The sequence below is a fragment of the Tardiphaga sp. 768_D3_N2_1 genome, assembly GCF_052076105.1.
GTDB lineage: Bacteria > Pseudomonadota > Alphaproteobacteria > Rhizobiales > Xanthobacteraceae > Tardiphaga.
The window spans coordinates 1,030,787-1,050,166 of sequence record NZ_CP197245.1; the positions used below are offsets into that span (position 1 = coordinate 1,030,787).

General features: G+C 61.8%; 19 protein-coding genes, 1 tRNA gene and 1 pseudogene. 10 read left to right on the forward strand and 11 right to left on the reverse strand.

Features of this window, described 5'->3' with window-relative positions; genetic code table 11:
- Positions 1-71: 71 nt before the first annotated feature.
- Positions 72-1,322, forward strand: coding sequence for an MFS transporter (locus tag AB8A27_RS04760; RefSeq protein WP_441240915.1), 1,251 nt, complete (start codon positions 72-74; stop codon positions 1,320-1,322).
- Here AB8A27_RS04760 and AB8A27_RS04765 read toward each other — a convergent pair.
- From AB8A27_RS04765 to AB8A27_RS04785, 5 genes and pseudogenes are all read right to left on the reverse strand, one after another.
- Positions 1,319-1,696: a hypothetical protein gene (locus AB8A27_RS04765; RefSeq protein ID WP_441240916.1), complete on the reverse strand. Its 378-nt coding sequence runs from the start codon at positions 1,694-1,696 to the stop codon at positions 1,319-1,321. The genes AB8A27_RS04760 and AB8A27_RS04765 overlap by 4 nt on opposite strands.
- Positions 1,697-1,866: 170 nt before the next feature.
- Positions 1,867-2,272 (reverse strand): annotated as a pseudogene (locus tag AB8A27_RS04770) (DUF4864 domain-containing protein).
- A 4-nt stretch (positions 2,273-2,276) separates the two neighbouring features.
- Positions 2,277-3,605 (reverse strand): amidohydrolase family protein, encoded by a 1,329-nt coding sequence (locus tag AB8A27_RS04775; protein ID WP_441240917.1) that lies wholly within the window; start codon positions 3,603-3,605, stop codon positions 2,277-2,279.
- Positions 3,606-4,261: 656 nt separating this feature from the next.
- Positions 4,262-4,337: transfer RNA gene (locus AB8A27_RS04780), tRNA-Ile, on the reverse strand.
- Between the two features lie 159 nt (positions 4,338-4,496).
- Positions 4,497-5,474, reverse strand: coding sequence for a Bug family tripartite tricarboxylate transporter substrate binding protein (locus AB8A27_RS04785; RefSeq protein ID WP_441240918.1), 978 nt, complete (start codon positions 5,472-5,474; stop codon positions 4,497-4,499).
- 148 nt (positions 5,475-5,622) lie between these two features.
- Between AB8A27_RS04785 and AB8A27_RS04790 the strand changes: the two genes are divergently transcribed.
- Positions 5,623-6,603, forward strand: a complete 981-nt coding sequence (locus AB8A27_RS04790; RefSeq protein ID WP_441240919.1) for a TAXI family TRAP transporter solute-binding subunit — start codon at positions 5,623-5,625, stop codon at positions 6,601-6,603.
- Positions 6,604-6,703: 100 nt separating this feature from the next.
- Here AB8A27_RS04790 and AB8A27_RS04795 read toward each other — a convergent pair whose 3' ends face one another.
- Entirely contained in the window at positions 6,704-7,927 is a 1,224-nt protein-coding gene (locus AB8A27_RS04795) for an ABC transporter substrate-binding protein (protein WP_441240920.1), read from the reverse strand.
- A 428-nt stretch (positions 7,928-8,355) separates the two neighbouring features.
- Here AB8A27_RS04795 and AB8A27_RS04800 point away from each other — a divergent pair, with 428 nt between their 5' ends.
- Positions 8,356-9,315 carry an AraC family transcriptional regulator gene (locus tag AB8A27_RS04800; RefSeq protein ID WP_441240921.1) on the forward strand — a complete coding sequence of 320 codons (960 nt, stop codon included), beginning with the start codon at positions 8,356-8,358 and terminating at the stop codon, positions 9,313-9,315.
- 138 nt (positions 9,316-9,453) lie between these two features.
- Positions 9,454-12,591, forward strand: coding sequence for an autotransporter outer membrane beta-barrel domain-containing protein (locus AB8A27_RS04805; protein WP_441240922.1), 3,138 nt, complete (start codon positions 9,454-9,456; stop codon positions 12,589-12,591).
- 73 nt (positions 12,592-12,664) lie between these two features.
- Here AB8A27_RS04805 and mobA read toward each other — a convergent pair whose 3' ends face one another.
- Complete coding sequence (gene mobA / locus AB8A27_RS04810; protein WP_441240923.1) at positions 12,665-13,294, reverse strand: molybdenum cofactor guanylyltransferase MobA; 630 nt, start codon at positions 13,292-13,294, stop codon at positions 12,665-12,667.
- A gap of 70 nt (positions 13,295-13,364) precedes the next feature.
- Here mobA and AB8A27_RS04815 point away from each other — a divergent pair, with 70 nt between their 5' ends.
- From AB8A27_RS04815 to AB8A27_RS04835, 5 genes are all read left to right on the forward strand, one after another.
- Positions 13,365-13,613: a sulfurtransferase TusA family protein gene (locus AB8A27_RS04815; RefSeq protein ID WP_441240924.1), complete on the forward strand. Its 249-nt coding sequence runs from the start codon at positions 13,365-13,367 to the stop codon at positions 13,611-13,613.
- A 199-nt stretch (positions 13,614-13,812) separates the two neighbouring features.
- Positions 13,813-15,471 carry an OFA family MFS transporter gene (locus tag AB8A27_RS04820; RefSeq protein WP_441240925.1) on the forward strand — a complete coding sequence of 553 codons (1,659 nt, stop codon included), beginning with the start codon at positions 13,813-13,815 and terminating at the stop codon, positions 15,469-15,471.
- An 87-nt stretch (positions 15,472-15,558) separates the two neighbouring features.
- The gene (locus AB8A27_RS04825; RefSeq protein ID WP_441240926.1) at positions 15,559-15,822 is read left to right on the forward strand and encodes a hypothetical protein; all 264 of its coding nucleotides are present in this window, start codon (positions 15,559-15,561) and stop codon (positions 15,820-15,822) included.
- A gap of 158 nt (positions 15,823-15,980) precedes the next feature.
- Positions 15,981-16,277: a hypothetical protein gene (locus tag AB8A27_RS04830; protein WP_441240927.1), complete on the forward strand. Its 297-nt coding sequence runs from the start codon at positions 15,981-15,983 to the stop codon at positions 16,275-16,277.
- Positions 16,274-16,462 carry a hypothetical protein gene (locus tag AB8A27_RS04835; protein ID WP_441240928.1) on the forward strand — a complete coding sequence of 63 codons (189 nt, stop codon included), beginning with the start codon at positions 16,274-16,276 and terminating at the stop codon, positions 16,460-16,462. The genes AB8A27_RS04830 and AB8A27_RS04835 overlap by 4 nt, the downstream gene beginning before the upstream one ends.
- On the opposite strand, the gene dapA is transcribed toward AB8A27_RS04835, so the two are convergent.
- Entirely contained in the window at positions 16,459-17,433 is a 975-nt protein-coding gene (gene dapA, locus AB8A27_RS04840; RefSeq protein WP_441240929.1) for a 4-hydroxy-tetrahydrodipicolinate synthase, read from the reverse strand. The genes AB8A27_RS04835 and dapA overlap by 4 nt on opposite strands.
- Positions 17,434-17,443: 10 nt before the next feature.
- Positions 17,444-17,713 carry a hypothetical protein gene (locus AB8A27_RS04845; protein WP_441240930.1) on the reverse strand — a complete coding sequence of 90 codons (270 nt, stop codon included), beginning with the start codon at positions 17,711-17,713 and terminating at the stop codon, positions 17,444-17,446.
- 184 nt (positions 17,714-17,897) lie between these two features.
- Here AB8A27_RS04845 and AB8A27_RS04850 point away from each other — a divergent pair, with 184 nt between their 5' ends.
- Positions 17,898-18,173 (forward strand): DUF6496 domain-containing protein, encoded by a 276-nt coding sequence (locus AB8A27_RS04850; RefSeq protein ID WP_441240931.1) that lies wholly within the window; start codon positions 17,898-17,900, stop codon positions 18,171-18,173.
- A 42-nt stretch (positions 18,174-18,215) separates the two neighbouring features.
- Here AB8A27_RS04850 and AB8A27_RS04855 read toward each other — a convergent pair whose 3' ends face one another.
- Positions 18,216-18,452, reverse strand: coding sequence for a hypothetical protein (locus AB8A27_RS04855; protein ID WP_441240932.1), 237 nt, complete (start codon positions 18,450-18,452; stop codon positions 18,216-18,218).
- A 19-nt stretch (positions 18,453-18,471) separates the two neighbouring features.
- A complete protein-coding gene (gene ku, locus AB8A27_RS04860; RefSeq protein WP_441240933.1) occupies positions 18,472-19,359 on the reverse strand; it encodes a non-homologous end joining protein Ku in 888 nt (295 codons plus the stop codon).
- Positions 19,360-19,380: the final 21 nt, after the last annotated feature.

Sequence of the window (19,380 nt, forward strand, 5' to 3'; positions counted from 1 at the left end):
CGCTGCTTCTGCATGCCTAATCCTTCGGCATGTCGCTTGACCTGTGGGGACACGCCGAGGATGTTGCCGCCGTGACCATCGCGACCCCCACTTCAGATTCGACGCCGTTCCTGCCTGACTCCCGCCAGGCTTGGATCAGGCTGTCGCTTGCATTGGTCATCGGCTCGCTCGGGTCCGTCGGCATGTGGTCGGTGGTGGTGGCGCTGCCGGCCGTGCAGGCCGATTTCGCGGCCAGCCGCGGCGCGGCCTCGCTGGCCTTTACCCTGACCATGGTCGGCTTCGGCCTCGGCGGCGTGGTCGCCGGCAAGCTCACGGACCGGTTTGGCATCGTGGCCACGATTTCGCTCGCCACCGTCCTGATGGGCATCGGCTATCTCATTGCGTCACAGTCCACGGCGCTCTGGCAGTTCAATCTTCTGCATGTGGTGATCGGAGCGGGATCGTCGGCGACCTTCGGGCCGCTGATGGCAGAAGCGTCGCACTGGTTCGAGCGCCGGCGTGGCATCGCGGTGACCGTCGCTGCAACCGGGAGCTATATCGGCGGCACGCTGTGGCCGCCGATTGTCAGCTGGGGCATTCTGACTTTTGGCTGGCGCGCGACGCATATCAGTGTCGGGGTCGTTACAACCGTTCTGATGCTGCTGATGCTCGTAGTTCTGCGTGCGCAGATGGGTACGGTGACACGACGTAGTCACGTCAATGCGCCGCCGCCGAAGGTCGATCTCCAGCTCGGCAACAACACGCTGACGACGCTTCTCTTCATCGCCGGCATCGGTTGCTGTGTCGCCATGGCGATGCCGCAGGTCCACATCGTCGCTTATTGCGGGGATCTCGGCTACGGCGTGACGCGCGGCGCCGAGATGCTGTCGCTGATGCTGGCCTTTGGCATCATCAGCCGCGTCGGTTCGGGATTCCTCGCTGACCGCATCGGCGGCATCCGCACGCTGCTGGTGGGATCGATCGCGCAGGGCGTCGCGCTGCTGTTCTACCTGTTCTTCGACAGCCTTGCCTCGCTCTACATCATCTCCGCGATGTTCGGCCTGTTCCAGGGCGGCATCGTGCCGGCCTATGCCATCGTCATCCGCGAGGCGATGCCGGCCTCGCAAGCCGCGACGCGTGTCGGCATCGTTATCCTGGGTACGGTGGGCGGCATGTCGCTGGGCGGCTGGATGTCCGGCGTCATCTTCGACGCCACGGGCTCCTACGCGGCAGCATTCATGAATGGCCTCGCCTGGAATGTGCTCAACGTCACCATCATCATGGCGCTGATGTTGCGCGCGCGTCGGCGTGCCGCTTTCGCGCCGGGCGCATCGGTCGCTTAAGGCGTCAGATCCTGCACTGGCGGCATTGCCGGAAGTCCATCGATCGGCACAGCTTCCAGCGAACGCTTTGCGGGGCCGTTGCCGAACATACAATCCAGCGTTGGCTCGGCAATCGCCGTCATCGTGTGACCGATCAGGGGACGTTTTTCCGGCGGAAGCCAGTTCTGGTTCAACGTCGGCACGCCGCGCTCGGTGACCCCGTACAGAATGGCGTCGAGAATGTCGCGATCGCCGATCTCGCTGATCAGCGCGGTGCGGACGCAGTCGCAGATCGCTTCGGGATGCGCATAGCGCGACACCATGAAGGGCGCGCAGAGCCGAATGAATTCGCCGCGCGGATCAGGCATCAGGGACAGGCGACGTGTGTCGGCCATCGCGACTGTCGACATCCCGTATGCCAACATGGTGCTCAGGACAATAGCAGGTAGTGCTCTGAGGGACAGGTATCGCAACAAATTCACCCGGGAAGTAACCGCAGGACGAGAGAAGTGCAGGACCTGTTATAGATGATGAGCGGTCCGAATGTGAATGCCGCTGTGATGTGTCACACTGCCTGACCGACTTTCAGCAGCATGCAGCCGAATCTTCAGGCTGCCGTCAGGTTGCGGCTCCAACGTATAAAGCGCATCCCACGGCACGCCATCGACATCGACGATATGGACTTTCTGCTCGATGGTGCCATCGGACGTATTGCTCTCGGTGAATTCGAAGCTGCGATGACGATAGATGGGCGCATAGGCGTTGCGCACCATGTCCATGAAGCTGTCGGGATCGGGAAAGATGCTCTGGATGCCAGGGGCCGCGAACCCATAGGCTGTCACGGCGTCGTCGCGCGCCAGCGCATCTGTCTGGGCGCTGATGATCCTCTGCGCGGCTGCGACATGGTCCGCAGCACGGACAGGCGATGCGAGGCCGATCACGATAGCGATCAAGAACAGAAGGCTGCGCATAGGCTCACTTGCTCAAAGTGTTCTTGTAGATGACGCCGTCCTTCATGATGATTTTGAAATTATTGGCGGGATCGGCAATCAGGTTGATGTTGTCCAGCGGATTGCCGTCGACCAGCAATAGATCCGCGAGCGCGCCCTGTTCCACGACGCCGAGCTTGCCGGGATAGGGATTGCGCTTGCCGGACAGTGCCAGCAGTTCGGCGTTCGTCGATGTCGCCATGACAAGCGCTTCGGCGGGGGTGTACCAGCGCGTGAGCGAGGCCAGAATTGCGCCCTGCTGCTGCGCCAGCGCGCGCGAGAACAGCACGTCGGTGCCCCATGCGGTCTTGATCTTGTACTTCCTGGCAAATTCGTAGGACCTGGCTATGCCGGGCCAGACCTCATCCGCCTTGGCCCGTTGGACTGAACCTTCCGGAAAGCCAAGTCTCAGGCCCTCGGGGAGGGGCTGCAAGCTCAACCAGATGTTCTTCTCGGCAAGCAGCCTGGCGGTTGCCTCGTCCATCAGCATGCCGTGTTCAATGCACTTCACGCCAGCGGCGACGGCTCTCTGAATCGCAGCCGGAGTGAAGGCGTGTGCGACGACATATGTGCCCCAATTCTCGGCCGCTTCAACGGCGGCGCGCAATTCGGCCTCGGTGAAAGTGGTCACGTCGACCGGACTGAAGGGGGACGACACTCCGCCGCCCGCCGTCAACTTGATTTGGGAGGCGCCCTGCATGAGTTGTTCGCGCGTGCGCACGCGCACCTCGTCAGGGCTGTCCGCAACGATGGCGCCACCGACCTGCTCCATGCGGGTGAGCATGCCACCAATCGTGCGCGGCAGATCGGTCAGCTGACGGAAGTCTCCGTGGCCGCTCGTGACAGTGATCATGGCGCCGGACGGATAGATACGCGGGCCCTTGACGATGCCCTCGTCAATGGCGTGCTTGAGGCCGAATACCGGCCCGCCAACATCACGAACCGTGGTGAAGCCGCGCATCAGAGTGTCAGTCGCTTCGTGGCCAGCCAGCAGATTGTTGTAGCCGACGTCACCGAAAGCCTGTGCCGGCGTCACCCGTATCAACATCGCATGCCAATGATTGTCGATCAGGCCGGGCATCAGCGTATGCCCGTTTCCTGGGACACGCTGAGCGTCTGCGGCTGCTATCGGTGCCGTAGAAATACGCTCGATGACGTTGCCCTTGACCAGCACATGCGACGGAGCGGAAAGAGTGGCGCTTCTTCCGTCGAAGATCCGAACATTTTCGAAGAGCACATCGCCGGCGCTCGCGCTGGTGCAAAATGTCAGTGCGAGAATTGCTGCGAGCCGTCGACTACCGGCAGGGAACAACATGAGCGTTCTCCGAGCAGTGAAGCTTGCACTATGGCAGATACAGGCATCCACTTGAAGGTGGCACTGCCACCGGTGGAACTGCGATCCCGGCTCCTGTTACGGGGAATCCGCCCGGCCAGATGTGAATATATCTGGTTGCTCGAGTTCGTCTGGCATCGCCCATCCCTCAGCCATCAAAGCGACGTGAAGCGCGGTTCGAACTTCGGGCGGCTCAATTTCCCCGACAGTTGCGCCACGCAGAACAGCGATCAGCTTCGCCCATCGCGGCGTTGCCTTGGTTTCGCTGTCAACATAGCGCTGGACCCATCTGATCGCCGCCAGGAGAGAAAAGATGGTGCGGTCCTTCGCCGGGGTTTGCCCGGGCGCCTCAGGCATCAATCGAATTGGTTCAAATATCATTTGCACACAAACCGACTGCTGAAATTCGCTTCATCGTGCCACAGGGCCGGTAATACGCAATGGGTGCCGACATGCTCCGAAGTAACAGCACGTCGCCCTGAAGGCCGTGATCAAGCGCGCGATCATCGTTCTGGATGCGCTGGGCGACTCCAAGGTGCGACTTCAAAGCCAGGGACAGATCTGGTCGCCCCCGTGACCTCTGCCCTTCTGCACGCCAAAGATAGGACTGGTGGTTACGTACGGGAGATTGAAATCATTGGTGGGCCCGGCAGGACTCGAACCTGCAACCAGACCGTTATGAGCGGTCGGCTCTAACCATTGAGCTACAGGCCCCGCCGGCGTCCAGCGGGCGTGGGAACCGGGGACGGCGGTGCAGGCATTCCTTATATCGGTCGTCGCCGGTGGGCAATGCCGCGTTCCCGGGGCGGTCGGCAGCTCTCAGCTGCTGCCCGCCACGGTCGCCGTGAGCGTCTGGACAAGCGGGCGCCCAGCTCAGTCGACCGACACGCCGGCGAATTCCACCACCTTGCGCCATTTTTCGGTTTCGGCGGCGATGAGCTTGCCGAATTCGGCCGGAGTCATCGGCTTCGGAACACCGCCGACTTCGGCGAGGCGGGCGATCAGCTTGGGATCCTTCAGCGCTTCGCCGACGGCCTTGTTGAGCGTCTCGATCACCTCAGGCGGCGTGCCCTTCGGCGCGGAGATGCCATAGAAGCCGACGGACTCGAAGCCGGGGACGGTCTCGGCAATGGCCGGGACGCCCGGCACGCTGGGCCAGCGCTGCGGCGAGGTGACGCCGAGCGCACGCACGGTGCCGCCGCGTGACTGTTCGAGCGCTGTGGGCAGATTGTCGAAGATCAACTGCACCTTGTTGGAAATGATATCAGGGAAGGCGATGGCCGAGCCGCGATAGGGCACGTGGATCATGTCGCACTTGGTCATCGCCTTGAACAATTCGGCCGACATATGCACCGAGGTGCCGTTGCCCGATGATGCATAGGAGATCTTGCCGGGATTAGCTTTGCAATAGTCGATGAACTCCTGCACCGACTTCACCGGCATCCCGTTCGACACCACCAGCATATTGGTGAGTTGCATGATGCTGGCGACCGGCACGGTGTCGCGGATGAAATCGTAAGGCAGCTTTTTGTACAGCGAGGCCGAAATCGCGTTATTCGGCGCGACGAACAGCAGCGTATAGCCGTCCGGTGCCGAAGTGACAGCCGCCGCGGCGGCGAGGTTGCCGCCGGAGCCTGCGCGGTTCTCAACGATGAATTGCTGGCCGAAATGATCCGACAGCCACTGGCTCATGATGCGCGCCACGATATCGACAGGGCCGCCCGCGGCGAAGCCGATCAGCCAGCGCACGGGGCGATCTGGATAGCCTGCAGCCGAGGCGGGGAGGGTTGTCGTGGCGAGACTGGCGAAGCCGACGAGACACAGCACTGCAGCACGCAGAAAAGCGATCATAATCCCTCCCAGAGATGAAAGTCGCGGCATTGATGCGCGACGTCGTTCGATCAGGCTTGCCGCCCGTTACCTCCATGCTTTCATAGAATTCGGATTTTGCCTACAAGCATGGTTGAACGATACAGGCCGATCGACGTCAGGGTGCCCCATGAAAATGATGCCGCTTCTTTGCGCAGCGCTCCTGACTGTCACAACGGCCGTTGCGCAAGAAGGGGCCAGGCCAATGTCGACCACCACGCCAGATCCTGGTCTCAGCCTGAGTCTCGGCACGGCGACGCCCGGCGGCGGCTTCCCGCTCTATGGCGACGCCTTTGCCGAAGTGATGAACAAGGCCGATCCGTCGCTGACGCTGGCCACGCGCAACACCAAGGGCTCGACCGAGAACATCCCGCTGCTCGAGGCCGGTCAGCTCGATCTCGCGCTGGTGGCCGGCGAGCCCGCTTATGAAGCGTTCAAGGGCATCAAGCGTGCGCCGACGAAGCTCAAGATCATCACGGCGCTCTATTCCAATCCCGGCATGTTCGTGGTGCGCGCCGACAGTCCTTACAAGACGATCCGTGATCTCGTCGGCAAGCCGATCGCCTTCGGCGCAAAAGGCTCCGGCCTTGTGATCCTGTCGCGCTATGTGCTGGACGGGCTCGGTCTCGATCAGGACAAGGATTTTCAATCGGTCTATCTCGACCGCGCCGGCGATGGTCCGGCCATGGTGCAGGATGGCCGCGTTGCCGCGCTGTGGGGCGCGGGACTGGGCTGGCCCGGCTTCAAGGCCATGAGCGAAAGCCCCGGCGGCGCGCGCTTCATTGCGCCCGATGCGGCTGAGATCGCGCAGATCCGTGCGAAACATGCCTTCCTCAAGCCGATGCTGGTCGAAGCGAACAGCTATCCGAACCAGCCGGTGCCGATCGCGTCGGTGGGCTCCTGGAGCTACATCCTGGCGCGCGAAACACTGCCGGATGACGTTGCCTATCGTCTCGCGAAGACGCTGCATGGCGCCGAGGCCGCGCTTGGTGCGCGGCTTGCGCAGGCGAAGGAGACGACAGCGAACAACACGGTGGCGTCAGCGCCCGATGTGGCGCTGATCCATCCGGGCGTGCTGAAGTATTTCAAAGAGATCGGGGTGGTGAAGTAAATCTCCGTCATTGCGAGGAGCGAAGCGACGAAGCAATCCAGAGCCGCAAGCGAAGGCTGGATTGCTTCGTCGCCAAGAGGCTCCTCGCAATGACGATCAATTACTTCTTACCCAATGCACACGCCGGGTCCGGCGGTCCAAATGCTTCCTCGCCGGTAATCTTTGCGAGGATCTTGTAGTAGTCCCACGGATATTTGGACTCCTCCGGCGACTTGACCTGCACCAGCATCAGGTCATGCACCATCAAGCCGTCCTCGCGCAGTCTGCCGTTGCGCGCGAAGAAATCCTCGATCGGCTTCTCGCGCATCTTGGCGGCGACCTTCAGCGGATCGTCGGTGCCGGCCTCCTTGATGGCGTTGAGATAGACTATGGTGGAGGAATAGACGCCGGCTTGCCACATGGTGGGCATCCGCTTGGTCTTCTCGAAGAAGCGCTTCGACCAGGCGCGGGTCTTGTCGTCCATGTCCCAATAGAAGGCGGTGGTCAGCAGCAGACCCTGCGCTGTCTGCAAGCCCAGCGAGTCGATGTCGGTGATCAGTGCCAGCAGCGCCGCCATCTGCTGGCCGCCCTTGAAGACGCCGAATTCGCCCGCGGTCTTGATCTCGTTGATGTTGTTCGGCGGTCCCCCGGCGATGCCGATGATCTTGGCCTTCGAGGCCTGCGCCTGCAGCACGAACGATGAGAGGTCCGATGCACCAAAGGGCGGGCGCACGGAGCCGATCACTTTGCCGCCGGTCTTGGTGACGACAGCCGCCGCATCGCGCTCCAGCGCATGGCCGAAGGCGAAATCGTCGGTGATGAAGAACCAGCTGTCGCCGCCGCGCTTCACCACTTCCTGCGCGGTGCCCACGGCAAGTGCGCGGGTGTCGAACACCCACTGCATCGTGTAGGGCGAACAGAACTTGCCATGGAAATCGGCGGCGCCGGTGGAGTGGGTGATGAACAGCCGCTTGCGATCGTTGGCGACGTTCTGCACCGCGAGGCCGACGGCGGAGACCGGCACGTCGACAATGATATCGACCTGATCGACGTCGTACCAGCGCCGGGCCAGCGATGCGCCGACGTCGGGCTTGAGCTGGTGATCGCCGATGATGATGCTGATCGGCTTGCCCAGCACGGTGCCGCCGAAATCATCAACGGCCATCTGCGCGGCGGTCACCGAGCCCTGGCCGGATGGCGTCGAGGCCGGGCCGTTCATGTCGGTGAGCACGCCGATCTTGACGACGTCGTCGGAAATTTGGGCCTGTGCGGATGTGGCGAACAGCGCAAGCGCAAATGCGCCGGCCAGGGAAAGTTGTGTGACGGTTCGTCTCTTCGTGCGCATCGATGCTGCCTCCCCAATTTCATGGCTGTTTGACGCACAAGGTGCGGCCCAGCCTTGGGCCGGATCATGCAGCAGGTGTGAGGCCTCAACAAGCGCGATAGCGTGAAATTTGCCGCTCGATCGATCAGGCAAGTACAATCGTCACGATGCGTTGACATATTGTAGTTGTATGCTAGTTCCCGCCTGCTCCGCGACCATGCTACATCACGCGCTTGCCGTTCGACGAGTTCGGACTGCAAGTTTTCCGCGCCGGGATCGAACGAAATGCGATCTCAACACGACACAAGCAAGCGCCTTGCCAGAGGCGCCAGATTGACAATTAGCCCCGCAAATCCGGACTTCCCTCAACTGCTGCTCCGGAAATGGAAGGTGCCCGGCAAGGGTGCCGACGTGATCATCCCAAGGTTCTGAATACCGAAAGGTCCCCGGTGCAAAAGACTGCGTTTTCGTCCAGCGACTTGCCGCTTCATCTCGGCGAGAAGGCCAAGTTCGACCTTTGGCAGGATATTCACGTTGCGGAAATCTGGTCGGTCGAATACGCGGTGTCCGATAAACTGCCTTTCGAAGCTGTAATCGAGGCCACGAGTATCGGACCGCTGGTTCTTGGTCAGATGTCCGGAACGATCAAGCAGGCGACGAGAAAGGCGCGTAATATCGCCGACGACGGCAATGATAGTTATCTCCTGCTGATCAACAAGGCCGGGACTGAACTGGCTGGTGGGCAGGTCGGTCGCGACTATTCCGTCGGCCGGGGAGAGGCGGCCCTGGTCACTGCCTCCGAGCCGCTGACAATGTTTGGCGCCGACGAGAATGTCTGGATGAACGTGGTCGTCCCGCGCGCAGTTCTGACTCAGGCGTTTCCGCATATCGACAACAGGCTGGCGCTGAAGATCGACGAGGATAACGAAGCGCTCGGTCTTCTCAAGCGCTACTGCCAGCTTCTCGAGTCCGGACCCGTCCTCACGAATCCGGCTCTCCTCACGCATGCAGAGACGACGCTGGTCGATCTGATCGGCCTTGCGACGGGTGCGAAGGGAGAGACGGCCGAACTCGCAAGGCTTCGCGGCCTGCGTGCGGCGAGGTTGCAGGCGGTTCTGGCGAGCATCGCCGACAACTACGCGAATCCCGGAATCTCAGCACAAGGGGTCGCGCGCGAGCTCCAACTGTCGCCGCGCTATGTTCATGATCTCCTGCAGGAAACCGGTGTCAGCTTTTCCGAACGTGTGCTCGAGCTGCGCCTGCAGAAAAGCTATCGGATGCTGCAGGATCGACGGAGCGACGGCATGCGCATCAGCGAGATCGCCATGATCTGCGGCTTCAACGATATCGCCTATTTCAACCGCTGTTTCCGCCGCCGCTTCGGCGGTACGCCGAGCAGTGCGCGATAGGCGCGTTGCGCAGCAGACACACCTCTGCGGAAAGCAATCCATTTCACTGCAGGACAATTCCTCTGCACTCCAGCCAAAGACGCCGCTGCGCAGCGATGCGACATCTGGTGCACGGCTACCGTATCGCAAGGGGAATCTATGTCTGCACGTTCGACCATCAGCGCCATCGGAAGACCCCGGCGATATCTGACGAATGCCAGCCATCTGGCGCTCGCGATTGGCTGTGTGGCCCTTGTGGGCATTGCCTTGCCCGGGCCGGCTGCGGCTGCGACGAACTGGACCGGCGCGAACTCTCCTGACTGGTTTGATCCCACAAACTGGGACAACGGCATCCCTACAGCGGGGACCAATTTCACTTACATCGACACGACATCGTCAAACCCAACGCTGATCAGCGGAGGGAGCGCTGCCGCGAACTCTATGTCGATCGGCCATACTAACGGCAATTCCGGCATGCTGACCATTTCAAACGGCGGCGTCCTGAACAGCGGCCAGGCGCTACTCGGCGATCTGGCCGGCTCGACCGGCACGGCGACTGTCACCGGCCCAGGGGCGATATGGAACGCGACAAACGTGGTGGTCGGTTCACATGGTACGGGCACGCTTTCGGTTCTCAACGGCGGCAAAGTCCTGAACGGAGCTGGTTATGGGGTCTTCCTGGGGAGCTCTGCTGGTTCTTCGGGGCTGGTGACGGTCGATGGAAGCGGTTCGACCTTGTCCGGTGGCGATATTGTTGTCGGTGACGCTGGCAACGGCACGCTGATGGTATCGAACGGCGGCACGGTGTTGACCACCCAATTTAGCAGCATCATCGGCAAAAGCTCGGGCTCCATCGGCAACGCGACAATCACCGGCGCCGACTCAAGCTGGGTCAGCACAGGCACAGGCGACTTTTGGGTCGGTCAGGACGGCACCGGTACCCTGACGATTGCGAATGGCGGAAAGGTATCGGTCGCTAGCAACGCCGTCCTGGGCTACCAGACGGACGGGGTTGGCACGGTGACGGTCACCGGTGCCGGCTCGGTCTGGAACACCCAGGCCATCACCATTGGGCGCCTGGGGACGGGCACACTGAACATCCTGAACGGTGCGGCGGTTGCCACCACTCCGTCGCCAATCGTGCTTGGAGATCAAGCTAGCGGAATCGGCACGGTGAACGTCGATGGTGCCGGGTCGATCCTGACCGGCAGCTCCGTGGTTGTCGGCAATAGTGGTGCCGGCACGCTGATGGTGTCGAATGGCGCTACGGTCAGAAGCACGTCGTTTACGAGCTATATCGGGCAGAACGCAGGCTCGGTCGGCACAGCAACGATCACAGGTCCAGGCTCGCGTCTGATGGTTGAGAACAATGCGCTCGTTGTCGGTGAGGCGGGCAACGGCGCGCTGACGATCGCCAATGGCGCTCTCGTATCAGTTAGCGGCAGCACGCTGGTCGGCTCTCAAGCAGGCTCGGTGGGTACGATCAATATCGGTGGCAGCACCGGCGCGGCTGCGGTGGCGCCCGGCACGCTCGATTCTGCGGCAGTATTTCTTGGAAATAATGGTGTCGGAACGATCAATTTCAATCACACGAGCACCAGCTATACATTTGCTCCGGAGATGTTCGGGACCGGCTCGATCAACCAGATCGCCGGCACGACCATCCTTACCGCCGATTCAAGCGGCCTGACCGGCGCGACCAACATCACCGGCGGTCGACTCGCCGTGAACGGCTCGCTCGCCGGTTCGATCGTGACTGTGTCGGGCGGTGGCATATTGGGCGGCACCGGCACGGTTGGCGGCATCGTTGCCAATAGCGGTGGCATCGTCGGACCCGGCAATTCCATCGGCACGTTGAATGTCAACGGCAATGTCAGTTTCGCACCCGGATCGATCTATCAGGTCGAGACCAATGCGGCCGGGCAGTCGGACAGGATTGCAGCGACGGGGAGCGCAACGCTGAACGGCGGCACAGTGATCGCATCGGGCGCCGCTCCGATCGGCACCACATACACGATCCTGACGGCAAATGGCGGAATCACCGGCGCCTTCGCGGGCGCCAGCGGGCCGAGCGTTCAGCCGTTTCTGGCCTATGGCCTGACCTACGATTCCACCAGCGTCTATCTTGGTATCACCCGCAGCAACCTCGCTTTCGCTGCGGCTGGCCTGACCCGCAACCAGATCGCCGCCGGCAGCGGTGCAGATAGTCTGCCGCTCAACAGCGCGCTGGTCGGTTCGCTGGCGCAACTCGATCTCCCGCAGGCGCGGCGTGCATTCGACCAGATTTCCGGCGAGGCTCATGCATCGGCCAAAGGCGTGATGATTGAGGACAGCCGTTTTCTGCGCGAAGCTGCTATCGATCGGCTGCGCGCGGCATTCGACGGCGTCGGCGCGGCTGCCGCGCCAGTCACGACCTATGTCAATGGCCGGCCGGTGCTGGCGCCAGCGACAACCGACGGCGTCGCGGTCTGGGGCCGCGGTTTCGGCTCGTGGGGGCAGTGGAATGGCGACGGCAATGCTGCGACGGTCAAGCGCGATATCGGCGGCTTCATGGTCGGCGTCGATGCGCCGTTCGTCGATGGATGGCGCGTCGGTGCAATCGGCGGCTATAGCCGTTCGACGTTCCGCGTGGCCGATCGCGCCTCGTCCGGCTCCAGCGACAACTACCATGGCGGTCTGTATGGCGGCACGCAGTGGGGCGATTTCGCCTTCCGCTCAGGCCTCGCCTACACACGGCATGATCTGTCGATCAATCGCTCGGTCGGATTTCCGGGCGTTGCCGAGATGCTCAGGGGTGACTATAGCGCGGGTACGACGCAAGCCTTCGGCGACTTTGGCTATCGCATCGGGGCAGCGCGAACGCCGTTCGGCCCACTCGCTTTCGAACCCTTCGCCAATCTCGCTTATGTCAATCTGGCAACCGATGGATTTACAGAAAGAGGCGGAGTCGCAGCGCTTACCAGCCGCAGCGACAACACCGGCGTCACCTTCACCACATTGGGGCTTCGGGCATCGACAGGTGTTGATCTCGGTAGTGGCATGACCGCGACCGTGCGCGGTATGCTCGGCTGGCGTCATGCCTTTGGTGACGTGACGCCAACCTCGATCGTGGCCTTTGCCGGCGGATCACCTTTCACCGTCGCCGGTGTGCCGATCGCTGCAAATGCCGCTGTCGCGGATCTTGGCTTTGACGTCAATGTTACGCCGAACGCCACACTTGGTGTCACCTATGGCGGTCAGTTCGGTTCGGGTGTCACCGATCAGACCTTGCGCGGCAATTTCGCTGTGAGATTCTAGGAACGCCCCATCTCAGGAGACGCGGTGCGGAAGGCGCGTCTCCTGAAGGCAGCGTGCCAACGGCGATGTGCCGTTAACCGCCATCCAGTTTCGCAAGCCGCTCAGCTTCCGCGATATCGTCCATCGTATTGGCATTGAAGAATGGATCGACGGGATCAGTCGGCCATTCCACGGTCACGAGTCTGTAGCGGGATGTCCAGCGGCCGACCTTGCGGATGTCCTCGTTGACGAGCGCGTGCCGTAACGCGTGGCGCAGGGAGACATCCCACAAGCCGACAACGGGGTGCGACTGTCCTGCGGACGAGGCGACGGCAAGCTGCGCATTCTCCGCGATGCGGGCCTGATGCAGGCGGGTGACGAGATCGCGGGGCAGGAAGGGGCAGTCGCCGGCGACGCTGAGCATCCTGGAGACAGTCGGCCGGTTGGCGGCCGTCCATTCCAGACCCGCAAGGATGCCGGCGAGGGGGCCGGGAAAATCGGCGACGTCGTCGGCGATCACCGGCAGACCGAAGGACGCGAACCGCGCGGGATCGCCATTGGCGTTAAGCACCAGCCCATCGCATTGCGGTGCGATGCGCGCGATCACGCGGGCCAGGATCGTTTTGCCGCCGATCTCGCGCATCGGCTTGTCGCCGCCGCCCATCCGGCGCGCCAGACCGCCCGCGAGAAGCACGCCCGGAGTGGTCGGATATGTGTTCGCCATCGCCATACCGCTGCATATGACATTTGGCGCCGGCCCGATATAACGCAGTTGCACCAAATGGAACCGCGCGATGCCCGTGACCAAGCTCGACCTGACCGGATTGAAATGCCCGTTGCCGGCGCTGATGACGCGCAAGGCAATGAAGGCATTGTCGGTCGGTGATCGGCTCGAAGTCCACTGCACGGACCCCCTCGCCGTGATCGACATCCCGGCGTTGATTCAGCAAAGCGGCGATCAGATCGAAGCCCCTGAACGCAGCGGTGATGTGATCGTTTTCTTCATCGAAAAACGGAATGCTGCGATTGCAAATCGCGATTGAATTGCTGCGATGCAGTGGAAATCATTGAGAAATTTTCGCTCCTGATACCTTTGGACTATCGACTCCGGTAGTCGCTTCTGGCCCTGTTCTAAAGTGTGGGTGCGCGTGAATCTTTGTCCGCGCGCCGCAGGGGAATTAACGAAGCGACTTTTCAAATCGCAGACCGGCTCAGAAGGGTCGGCTGCAGGGGAGAACTTTCATGACAAGTGTGGGCAACGCCGGAACACTGTCTGGCACCAAGCCAGGATTGCTGGAACGCGAACGGATCATTGCGACCGCCGGCTTCAATCGATGGCTGGTTCCACCGGCCGCACTGTGCATCCATCTCTGTATCGGCATGGCCTACGGCTTCAGCGTGTTCTGGCTGCCGCTGTCGCAAGCGATCACGACACCTGCGTCGAAGGAAGTGTGCGATGGCATGAGCCTCGCCACCGAACTCTTCACCACCACCTGTAACTGGAAGGTCGCCAGCCTCGGCTGGATGTACACGCTGTTCTTCGTGCTGCTCGGCGTCTCCGCTGCGATCTGGGGCGGCTGGCTCGAGCGGGTCGGTCCGCGCAAGGCCGGCTTCGTCTCGGCGATGTGCTGGTGCGGCGGTCTCGTGCTCGGTTCGATCGGCGTCTATACGCATCAGCTCTGGCTGCTGTGGATCGGCTCCGGTGTGATCGGCGGCGTGGGTCTCGGTCTTGGCTACATCTCGCCGGTATCGACGCTGGTGAAGTGGTTCCCGGATCGTCGCGGCATGGCGACGGGCATGGCCATCATGGGCTTCGGCGGTGGCGCGATGATCGGTTCGCCGCTCGCAAATCTCTTGATGAACTATTTCAAGACCCCGACCGATGTCGGCGTCTGGCAGACCTTCCTCGCCATGGGCGTCATCTACTTCGTGTTCATGATGATCGGCGCGTTCTCCTATCGCATTACGCCGCCGAACTGGAAACCTGATGGCTGGACCCCTCCGGCGACAGCGAATGCCATGATCACCACCGGTCACGTGCATCTCGACAATGCGCACAAGACCAAGCAGTTCTGGCTGATCTGGGGCGTGCTCTGTCTGAACGTGTCTGCCGGCATCGGCGTTATCGGCATGGCCTCGCCAATGCTGCAGGAAATCTTCGCCGGCAAGCTGATCGGCTTGCCCGATGTCTCCTTCAGCCAGCTCTCGGCGACGCAAAAAACCGCCATCGCCGGTATCGCCGCTGGCTTCGCGGGTCTGCTGTCGCTGTTCAACATCGCCGGCCGATTCTTCTGGGCGTCGCTGTCGGACAAGCTCGGCCGCAAGAACACCTATTACACATTCTTCATCCTCGGCATCGTTCTCTATGCATTGGTGCCGACGCTGGCGGCGATGGGCAGCAAGGTTCTCTTCGTGCTGGCCTTCGGCGTCATCCTCTCGATGTATGGCGGCGGCTTCGCCACGATCCCGGCCTATCTCGCCGATATCTTCGGCACCCAGTTCGTCGGCGCCATCCATGGTCGTCTGCTGACGGCCTGGGCGACCGCGGGCATCGTCGGTCCGGTGGTCGTGAACTACATCCGTGAATTCCAGATCGCCGCCGGCGTACCGCGGGCGCAGGTCTATGACTTCACGATGTATATCCTCGCCGGCATGCTCGTTCTGGGCCTGATCTGCAATCTGCTGGTGAAGCCGCTGGCGCCGCACTGGTTCATGAAGCCGGAAGAAGTCGCAGCGCTGCAGGCCAAGGGTGCCGCAGCCGCATCGACCGGCGGTGGCTCCTATGGCATCGGCAAGGGCGGTTTCGACGCCAGCGCCATCGCCTTCTGGGCCTTTGTTGGCCTCCCACTGTGCTGGGGCGTCTGGCTGACGCTGCAGAGCGCAGTCCGCATCTTCCAGTAGGACTAAAACGGGACCGGCGGTGAAAGCTTCCGGTCCCGTTTCACATCTGACGAACAATCATTAAAACAAGCACATTCGGGGATAACGATGACACGCATCACTACGGGCCTCGTGGCCGCACTGTTCGTTGTGACTTCAATAGGCGTTGCTTCGGCACAGGCGCCTGCGGCGCCGGCAACCCCTGCTGCGCCCGCCAAGATGAAGCTGAACAAGCAGAGTCTGAAGGACATGAAGGCGAAGTGGAGCGCCAACAAGAGCAAGCTCAAGGCCTGCCGCAAGGACGTCAAGGTCAAGGGTCTCGCCGGCGACGACCGCTGGTTCTACATCGAAGACTGCATGGCCAAGAGCTGAGGGACGCCGGTCTTTCCGGAACTTCCAGCCTCCTGATCTTTATGCCGCGCTTATGAACGAGTGCGGCCGCTCGTCTCGATTTCATATGTCGTTGTCCGCATCTTCCCGGCATCCCGACGCGCTCCTGCGCCAGGGTGTTGAGAAGACGGACAACGACCATGACGATGTTCTACAATCGCGATACGCAGCTGCACGATTTCTCGGCCGACAGCGCCTATCGCAGCTATCTCATCAGCCGCAATCAGCCGCCGATCGTCTATCACTCCAGTGATATCCAGTGGAAGCGGTTCTGCGTCGCCGCGCGATTGACGCGCAATCACATCAAGGGTTTCTTTGCCGCGATCCATATGGCCCTGGTGGCCGACAAGATGCGCCGCGCGCGGCGTGAGCTTGCGCGCGTTCGCGTCCGTGTCGCCGATACGCCCACGAGTCCGGATCACCGGAGTGTGCCATGAGCGGGGACCGCTCTGCAGCGCTGTTTGCGCGCATAGCCTCCTATGCGGCGGTCATGCCGGGCATCCTTGCCCGGCTATGGCGTTTTGTCATTGGACCTGCCGTTTATCGGCCGGCCGCGCATTACATGCGCGGACCCGGCCCGAAATGGCGCGAGAAGAACGAACGGCCGCGCCCGCAATCCTAGCGGGCGCGGCGCAGGGGCAGAGCATCGTCAGGCTGCGCCCATATCGCTTCCATCGCGGTGTAGATCTGCTGCTGCTCGGTCTCTGTGAGCTCCGTCAGCGGCAGGCGCACGGCGGCATTCCCCAATCCCCGCAAGCTCAAGGCAAATTTCACCGCTGCTGATGCCTGCTCCGGCGGCAAAGCCCCGGCGAGCGGCGCCAGCATATCGGAGATGGTCGTCGCATAGCGCGGGCAGCCCTGTCGGGCGGCGTAATACATGCCGCGGCAGAGCTGCGGCGCGACATTGGCCATCGCCGAGACCACGCCGTCGCCACCGAGCAGCAGATAGGACAGAGCCGCGATGTCCTGTCCTGTCAATATTCGGAAGCCGGCCGGCAGCAGCGGCCGCAATCGCGCCAGCCGTCCGGCATCGCCTGTATCATCGCGGAGTCCGATCAAACGCGGCGAGGCGGCGAGATCGAGGAGCGTGCCATCAGTCAGCGCCCGTGCGCAACGCGACGGGGCGTCGTGCACGATAACCGGCAGCGATGTCGTCTCCAGGATCGTGCGGAAATGCGCGGTGATGCCGTCGGCGGTGGGACGGTTGTAGTATGGCACGACCGACATGACGGCATCGGCGCCGGCCGTCTGCGCCAGCCGGATCGCCGCAATGGCGCGGCTGGTGCAGTTCGAACCCGCGCCGGCAATGATGCGGATGCGTCCGCGCGCGATGCTGACGGCGGTCCGGATCAGCACGGCACGTTCCTCCGGCGTCAGCGTGTCGGCTTCGCCGGCGCTCTCGCCAACGACAATGGCACTGGCGCCGGCGCAAACCTGACGCTCGCACAGCCGTGCGAAGGTGAGGAGATCGAGCGCGCCATGCCGGTCGAACGGTGTCGGCAGATCGGCGATGATGCCGTGCAGCCAGGCGCTGGTCGGGAACGACGTATGAACTTGCGGGAGGGCGTGAGCCCGAAGGGCGGATGTGGACATGGTGAGAGGCTCAGGCGACACGCCGTTGCGGCTGCATGTCGGCGATGTCTGTCCCAGTGAAGGAAGAGGCGCTCATATCGAGCTCGATGGGGCTCGCGGTCTCGATGATCGCTTCGGGGTGATGGCCATTCTCGGACAACGCATAGCGTACGGCATTGGCACGGTTGACGAAGAGGCCGCCGAACAAGCCGTTCTGTTGCTGCGCGACCCACTGGCCGCGGCTGTTCTTGCCAATGAAAACGAGGGACGAGCCACACGAGGGAGGTTCAATGATGGTCACTTGCAGTCTCCAAAAGTCATTCGCTTGAGCGAATGGCTGCAAGATGATCGGCCGCACGTTTGAAAACGAGATGAGATGCGGCACGGCGTTATAGGGATTTCATAAGTGCGTTCTCTACAATCATCCGTGCGGAACCATCATCCACGGTGACGATTGAACATTTCGATCACAAAGGGAGCATGGAATGGCGAAATATTCCAAGAAGGCGTCGGCGACGGTTGCGCGGGCGGTGAAGAAGGCAAAAGCCGGCACGCTGAGAAGTGGTCGTTCGAAGAAGAAGGTAACCAGCCGCAAACAGGCGATCGCCATCGGTCTCTCCGAAGCCCGGGCCGAAGGCAAGAAGGTGCCAAAAGCGCCGAAGAAGACGACCAAGAAAGCCAAAAAGACGAAGAAGAAAACAGCGGCCAGGAAGACAGCTAAGAAGGCCAGGAAAGCCAAAAAGGCGAAGAGTAAATCCTGACCCCTCAGCCGTCATTGCGAGGAGTGGCGTAGCGCCCAGTCCTCACTTGGTCTGCAGCGTCGCCTTCATCAGATGGTCCTTGCACTCATCGTTCTTGCCTTGAGCCATCGCTTCGCTGGCCAGGCCGATCTCGTCGGAGGCGGTCTTCTTCTGCTTGCCATCAACCATCTTGGCGATGGCTTCGGCGACGAAGGCAATATTCGAGGCATTGCATTCGCGTGTCTGCAGCTGCTGCGCCTGCGCTGCCACGGTCGACATCAATGCGATGCCTATGATCATTCCTGAAATCTTCATGCGCTCAGCTTGCCTTGCGATGTCGCGCCGATGACCGCGCGGCCTTCTTGGCCGGGCGCTTGCGTGCCACATGCGGTCGTGACGCGGAAGTGCGTTTGGTCGTCTTGCCCTTGCCACCCTTGAGGCTCGCCTTCAGCGCATCCATCAGGTTGATGACGTTGTCCGGCTTCTCCTCCTTCTCGACGACCTTCACCGGCTTGCCGGCGGCCTTGCGCTGCACCAGCGTCTTCAGCGCGGTCTCATATTCGTCCTTGAACTTGCTGGGATCGAAATGCGACGCCTTGCTGTCGAGGATATGTACCGCGAGATCGATCATGTCCTTCGATATCTTGGGCGACTTGATGTCGTCGAAGTAGTCTTCCTCATCACGGATCTCATAAGGAAAACGCAGCGTGGTGCCGAGCAGGCCCTTGCCGAGCGGCTCGATGGCGATGATGTGCTCGCGATTGGTCAGCACGATCCGCGCCAGCGCCACGCTGTCCTTGTCCTTCATGGCGTCGCGGATCACGGCGAAGGCGTCCACGCCGGCATTGCCGTCGGGCGCGATATAGTAGGGATTGTTCAGGTAGCGCCGGTCGATCTCGTCGCGCGGCACGAAATTATCGATATCGATGGTGTGATTGCTCTCGATCTGAACGGCTTCGAGCTCTTCCTTCTCGATCTCGATATATTCACCTTTGCCGATCTCGTAGCCGCGGCCCTTTTGCTCCTTCTCCACGACGTCGCCGGTCTCGACATCCACCATCTGCTGTTTCAGCCGGTTGCCGGTCTCGCGGTTGATCATGTGGAATTTGGTTTTCTCGACCGTGGTCGCTGCCGGATACAGCACCACCGGACAGGTGACGAGCGATAGCTTGAGGGAGCCTTTCCAATAGGCGCGGGGCGGGGCCATACTCGTTCTCCAACTCATGTA

Bases quoted from the DNA above. Each gene is read 5' to 3' on its own strand.
- AB8A27_RS04765 (WP_441240916.1), bottom strand. From the start codon at position 1,696: ATGGCCGACACACGTCGCCTGTCCCTGATGCCTGATCCGCGCGGCGAA.
- AB8A27_RS04775 (WP_441240917.1), bottom strand. From the start codon at position 3,605: ATGTTGTTCCCTGCCGGTAGTCGACGGCTCGCAGCAATTCTCGCACTG.
- AB8A27_RS04785 (WP_441240918.1), bottom strand. From the start codon at position 5,474: ATGATCGCTTTTCTGCGTGCTGCAGTGCTGTGTCTCGTCGGCTTCGCC.
- AB8A27_RS04790 (WP_441240919.1), top strand. From the start codon at position 5,623: ATGAAAATGATGCCGCTTCTTTGCGCAGCGCTCCTGACTGTCACAACG.
- AB8A27_RS04795 (WP_441240920.1), bottom strand. From the start codon at position 7,927: ATGCGCACGAAGAGACGAACCGTCACACAACTTTCCCTGGCCGGCGCA.
- AB8A27_RS04805 (WP_441240922.1), top strand. From the start codon at position 9,454: ATGTCTGCACGTTCGACCATCAGCGCCATCGGAAGACCCCGGCGATAT.
- mobA (WP_441240923.1), bottom strand. From the start codon at position 13,294: ATGGCGAACACATATCCGACCACTCCGGGCGTGCTTCTCGCGGGCGGT.
- AB8A27_RS04815 (WP_441240924.1), top strand. From the start codon at position 13,365: ATGCCCGTGACCAAGCTCGACCTGACCGGATTGAAATGCCCGTTGCCG.
- AB8A27_RS04820 (WP_441240925.1), top strand. From the start codon at position 13,813: ATGACAAGTGTGGGCAACGCCGGAACACTGTCTGGCACCAAGCCAGGA.
- AB8A27_RS04825 (WP_441240926.1), top strand. From the start codon at position 15,559: ATGACACGCATCACTACGGGCCTCGTGGCCGCACTGTTCGTTGTGACT.
- AB8A27_RS04830 (WP_441240927.1), top strand. From the start codon at position 15,981: ATGACGATGTTCTACAATCGCGATACGCAGCTGCACGATTTCTCGGCC.
- AB8A27_RS04835 (WP_441240928.1), top strand. From the start codon at position 16,274: ATGAGCGGGGACCGCTCTGCAGCGCTGTTTGCGCGCATAGCCTCCTAT.
- dapA (WP_441240929.1), bottom strand. From the start codon at position 17,433: ATGTCCACATCCGCCCTTCGGGCTCACGCCCTCCCGCAAGTTCATACG.
- AB8A27_RS04850 (WP_441240931.1), top strand. From the start codon at position 17,898: ATGGCGAAATATTCCAAGAAGGCGTCGGCGACGGTTGCGCGGGCGGTG.
- AB8A27_RS04855 (WP_441240932.1), bottom strand. From the start codon at position 18,452: ATGATCATAGGCATCGCATTGATGTCGACCGTGGCAGCGCAGGCGCAG.
- ku (WP_441240933.1), bottom strand. From the start codon at position 19,359: ATGGCCCCGCCCCGCGCCTATTGGAAAGGCTCCCTCAAGCTATCGCTC.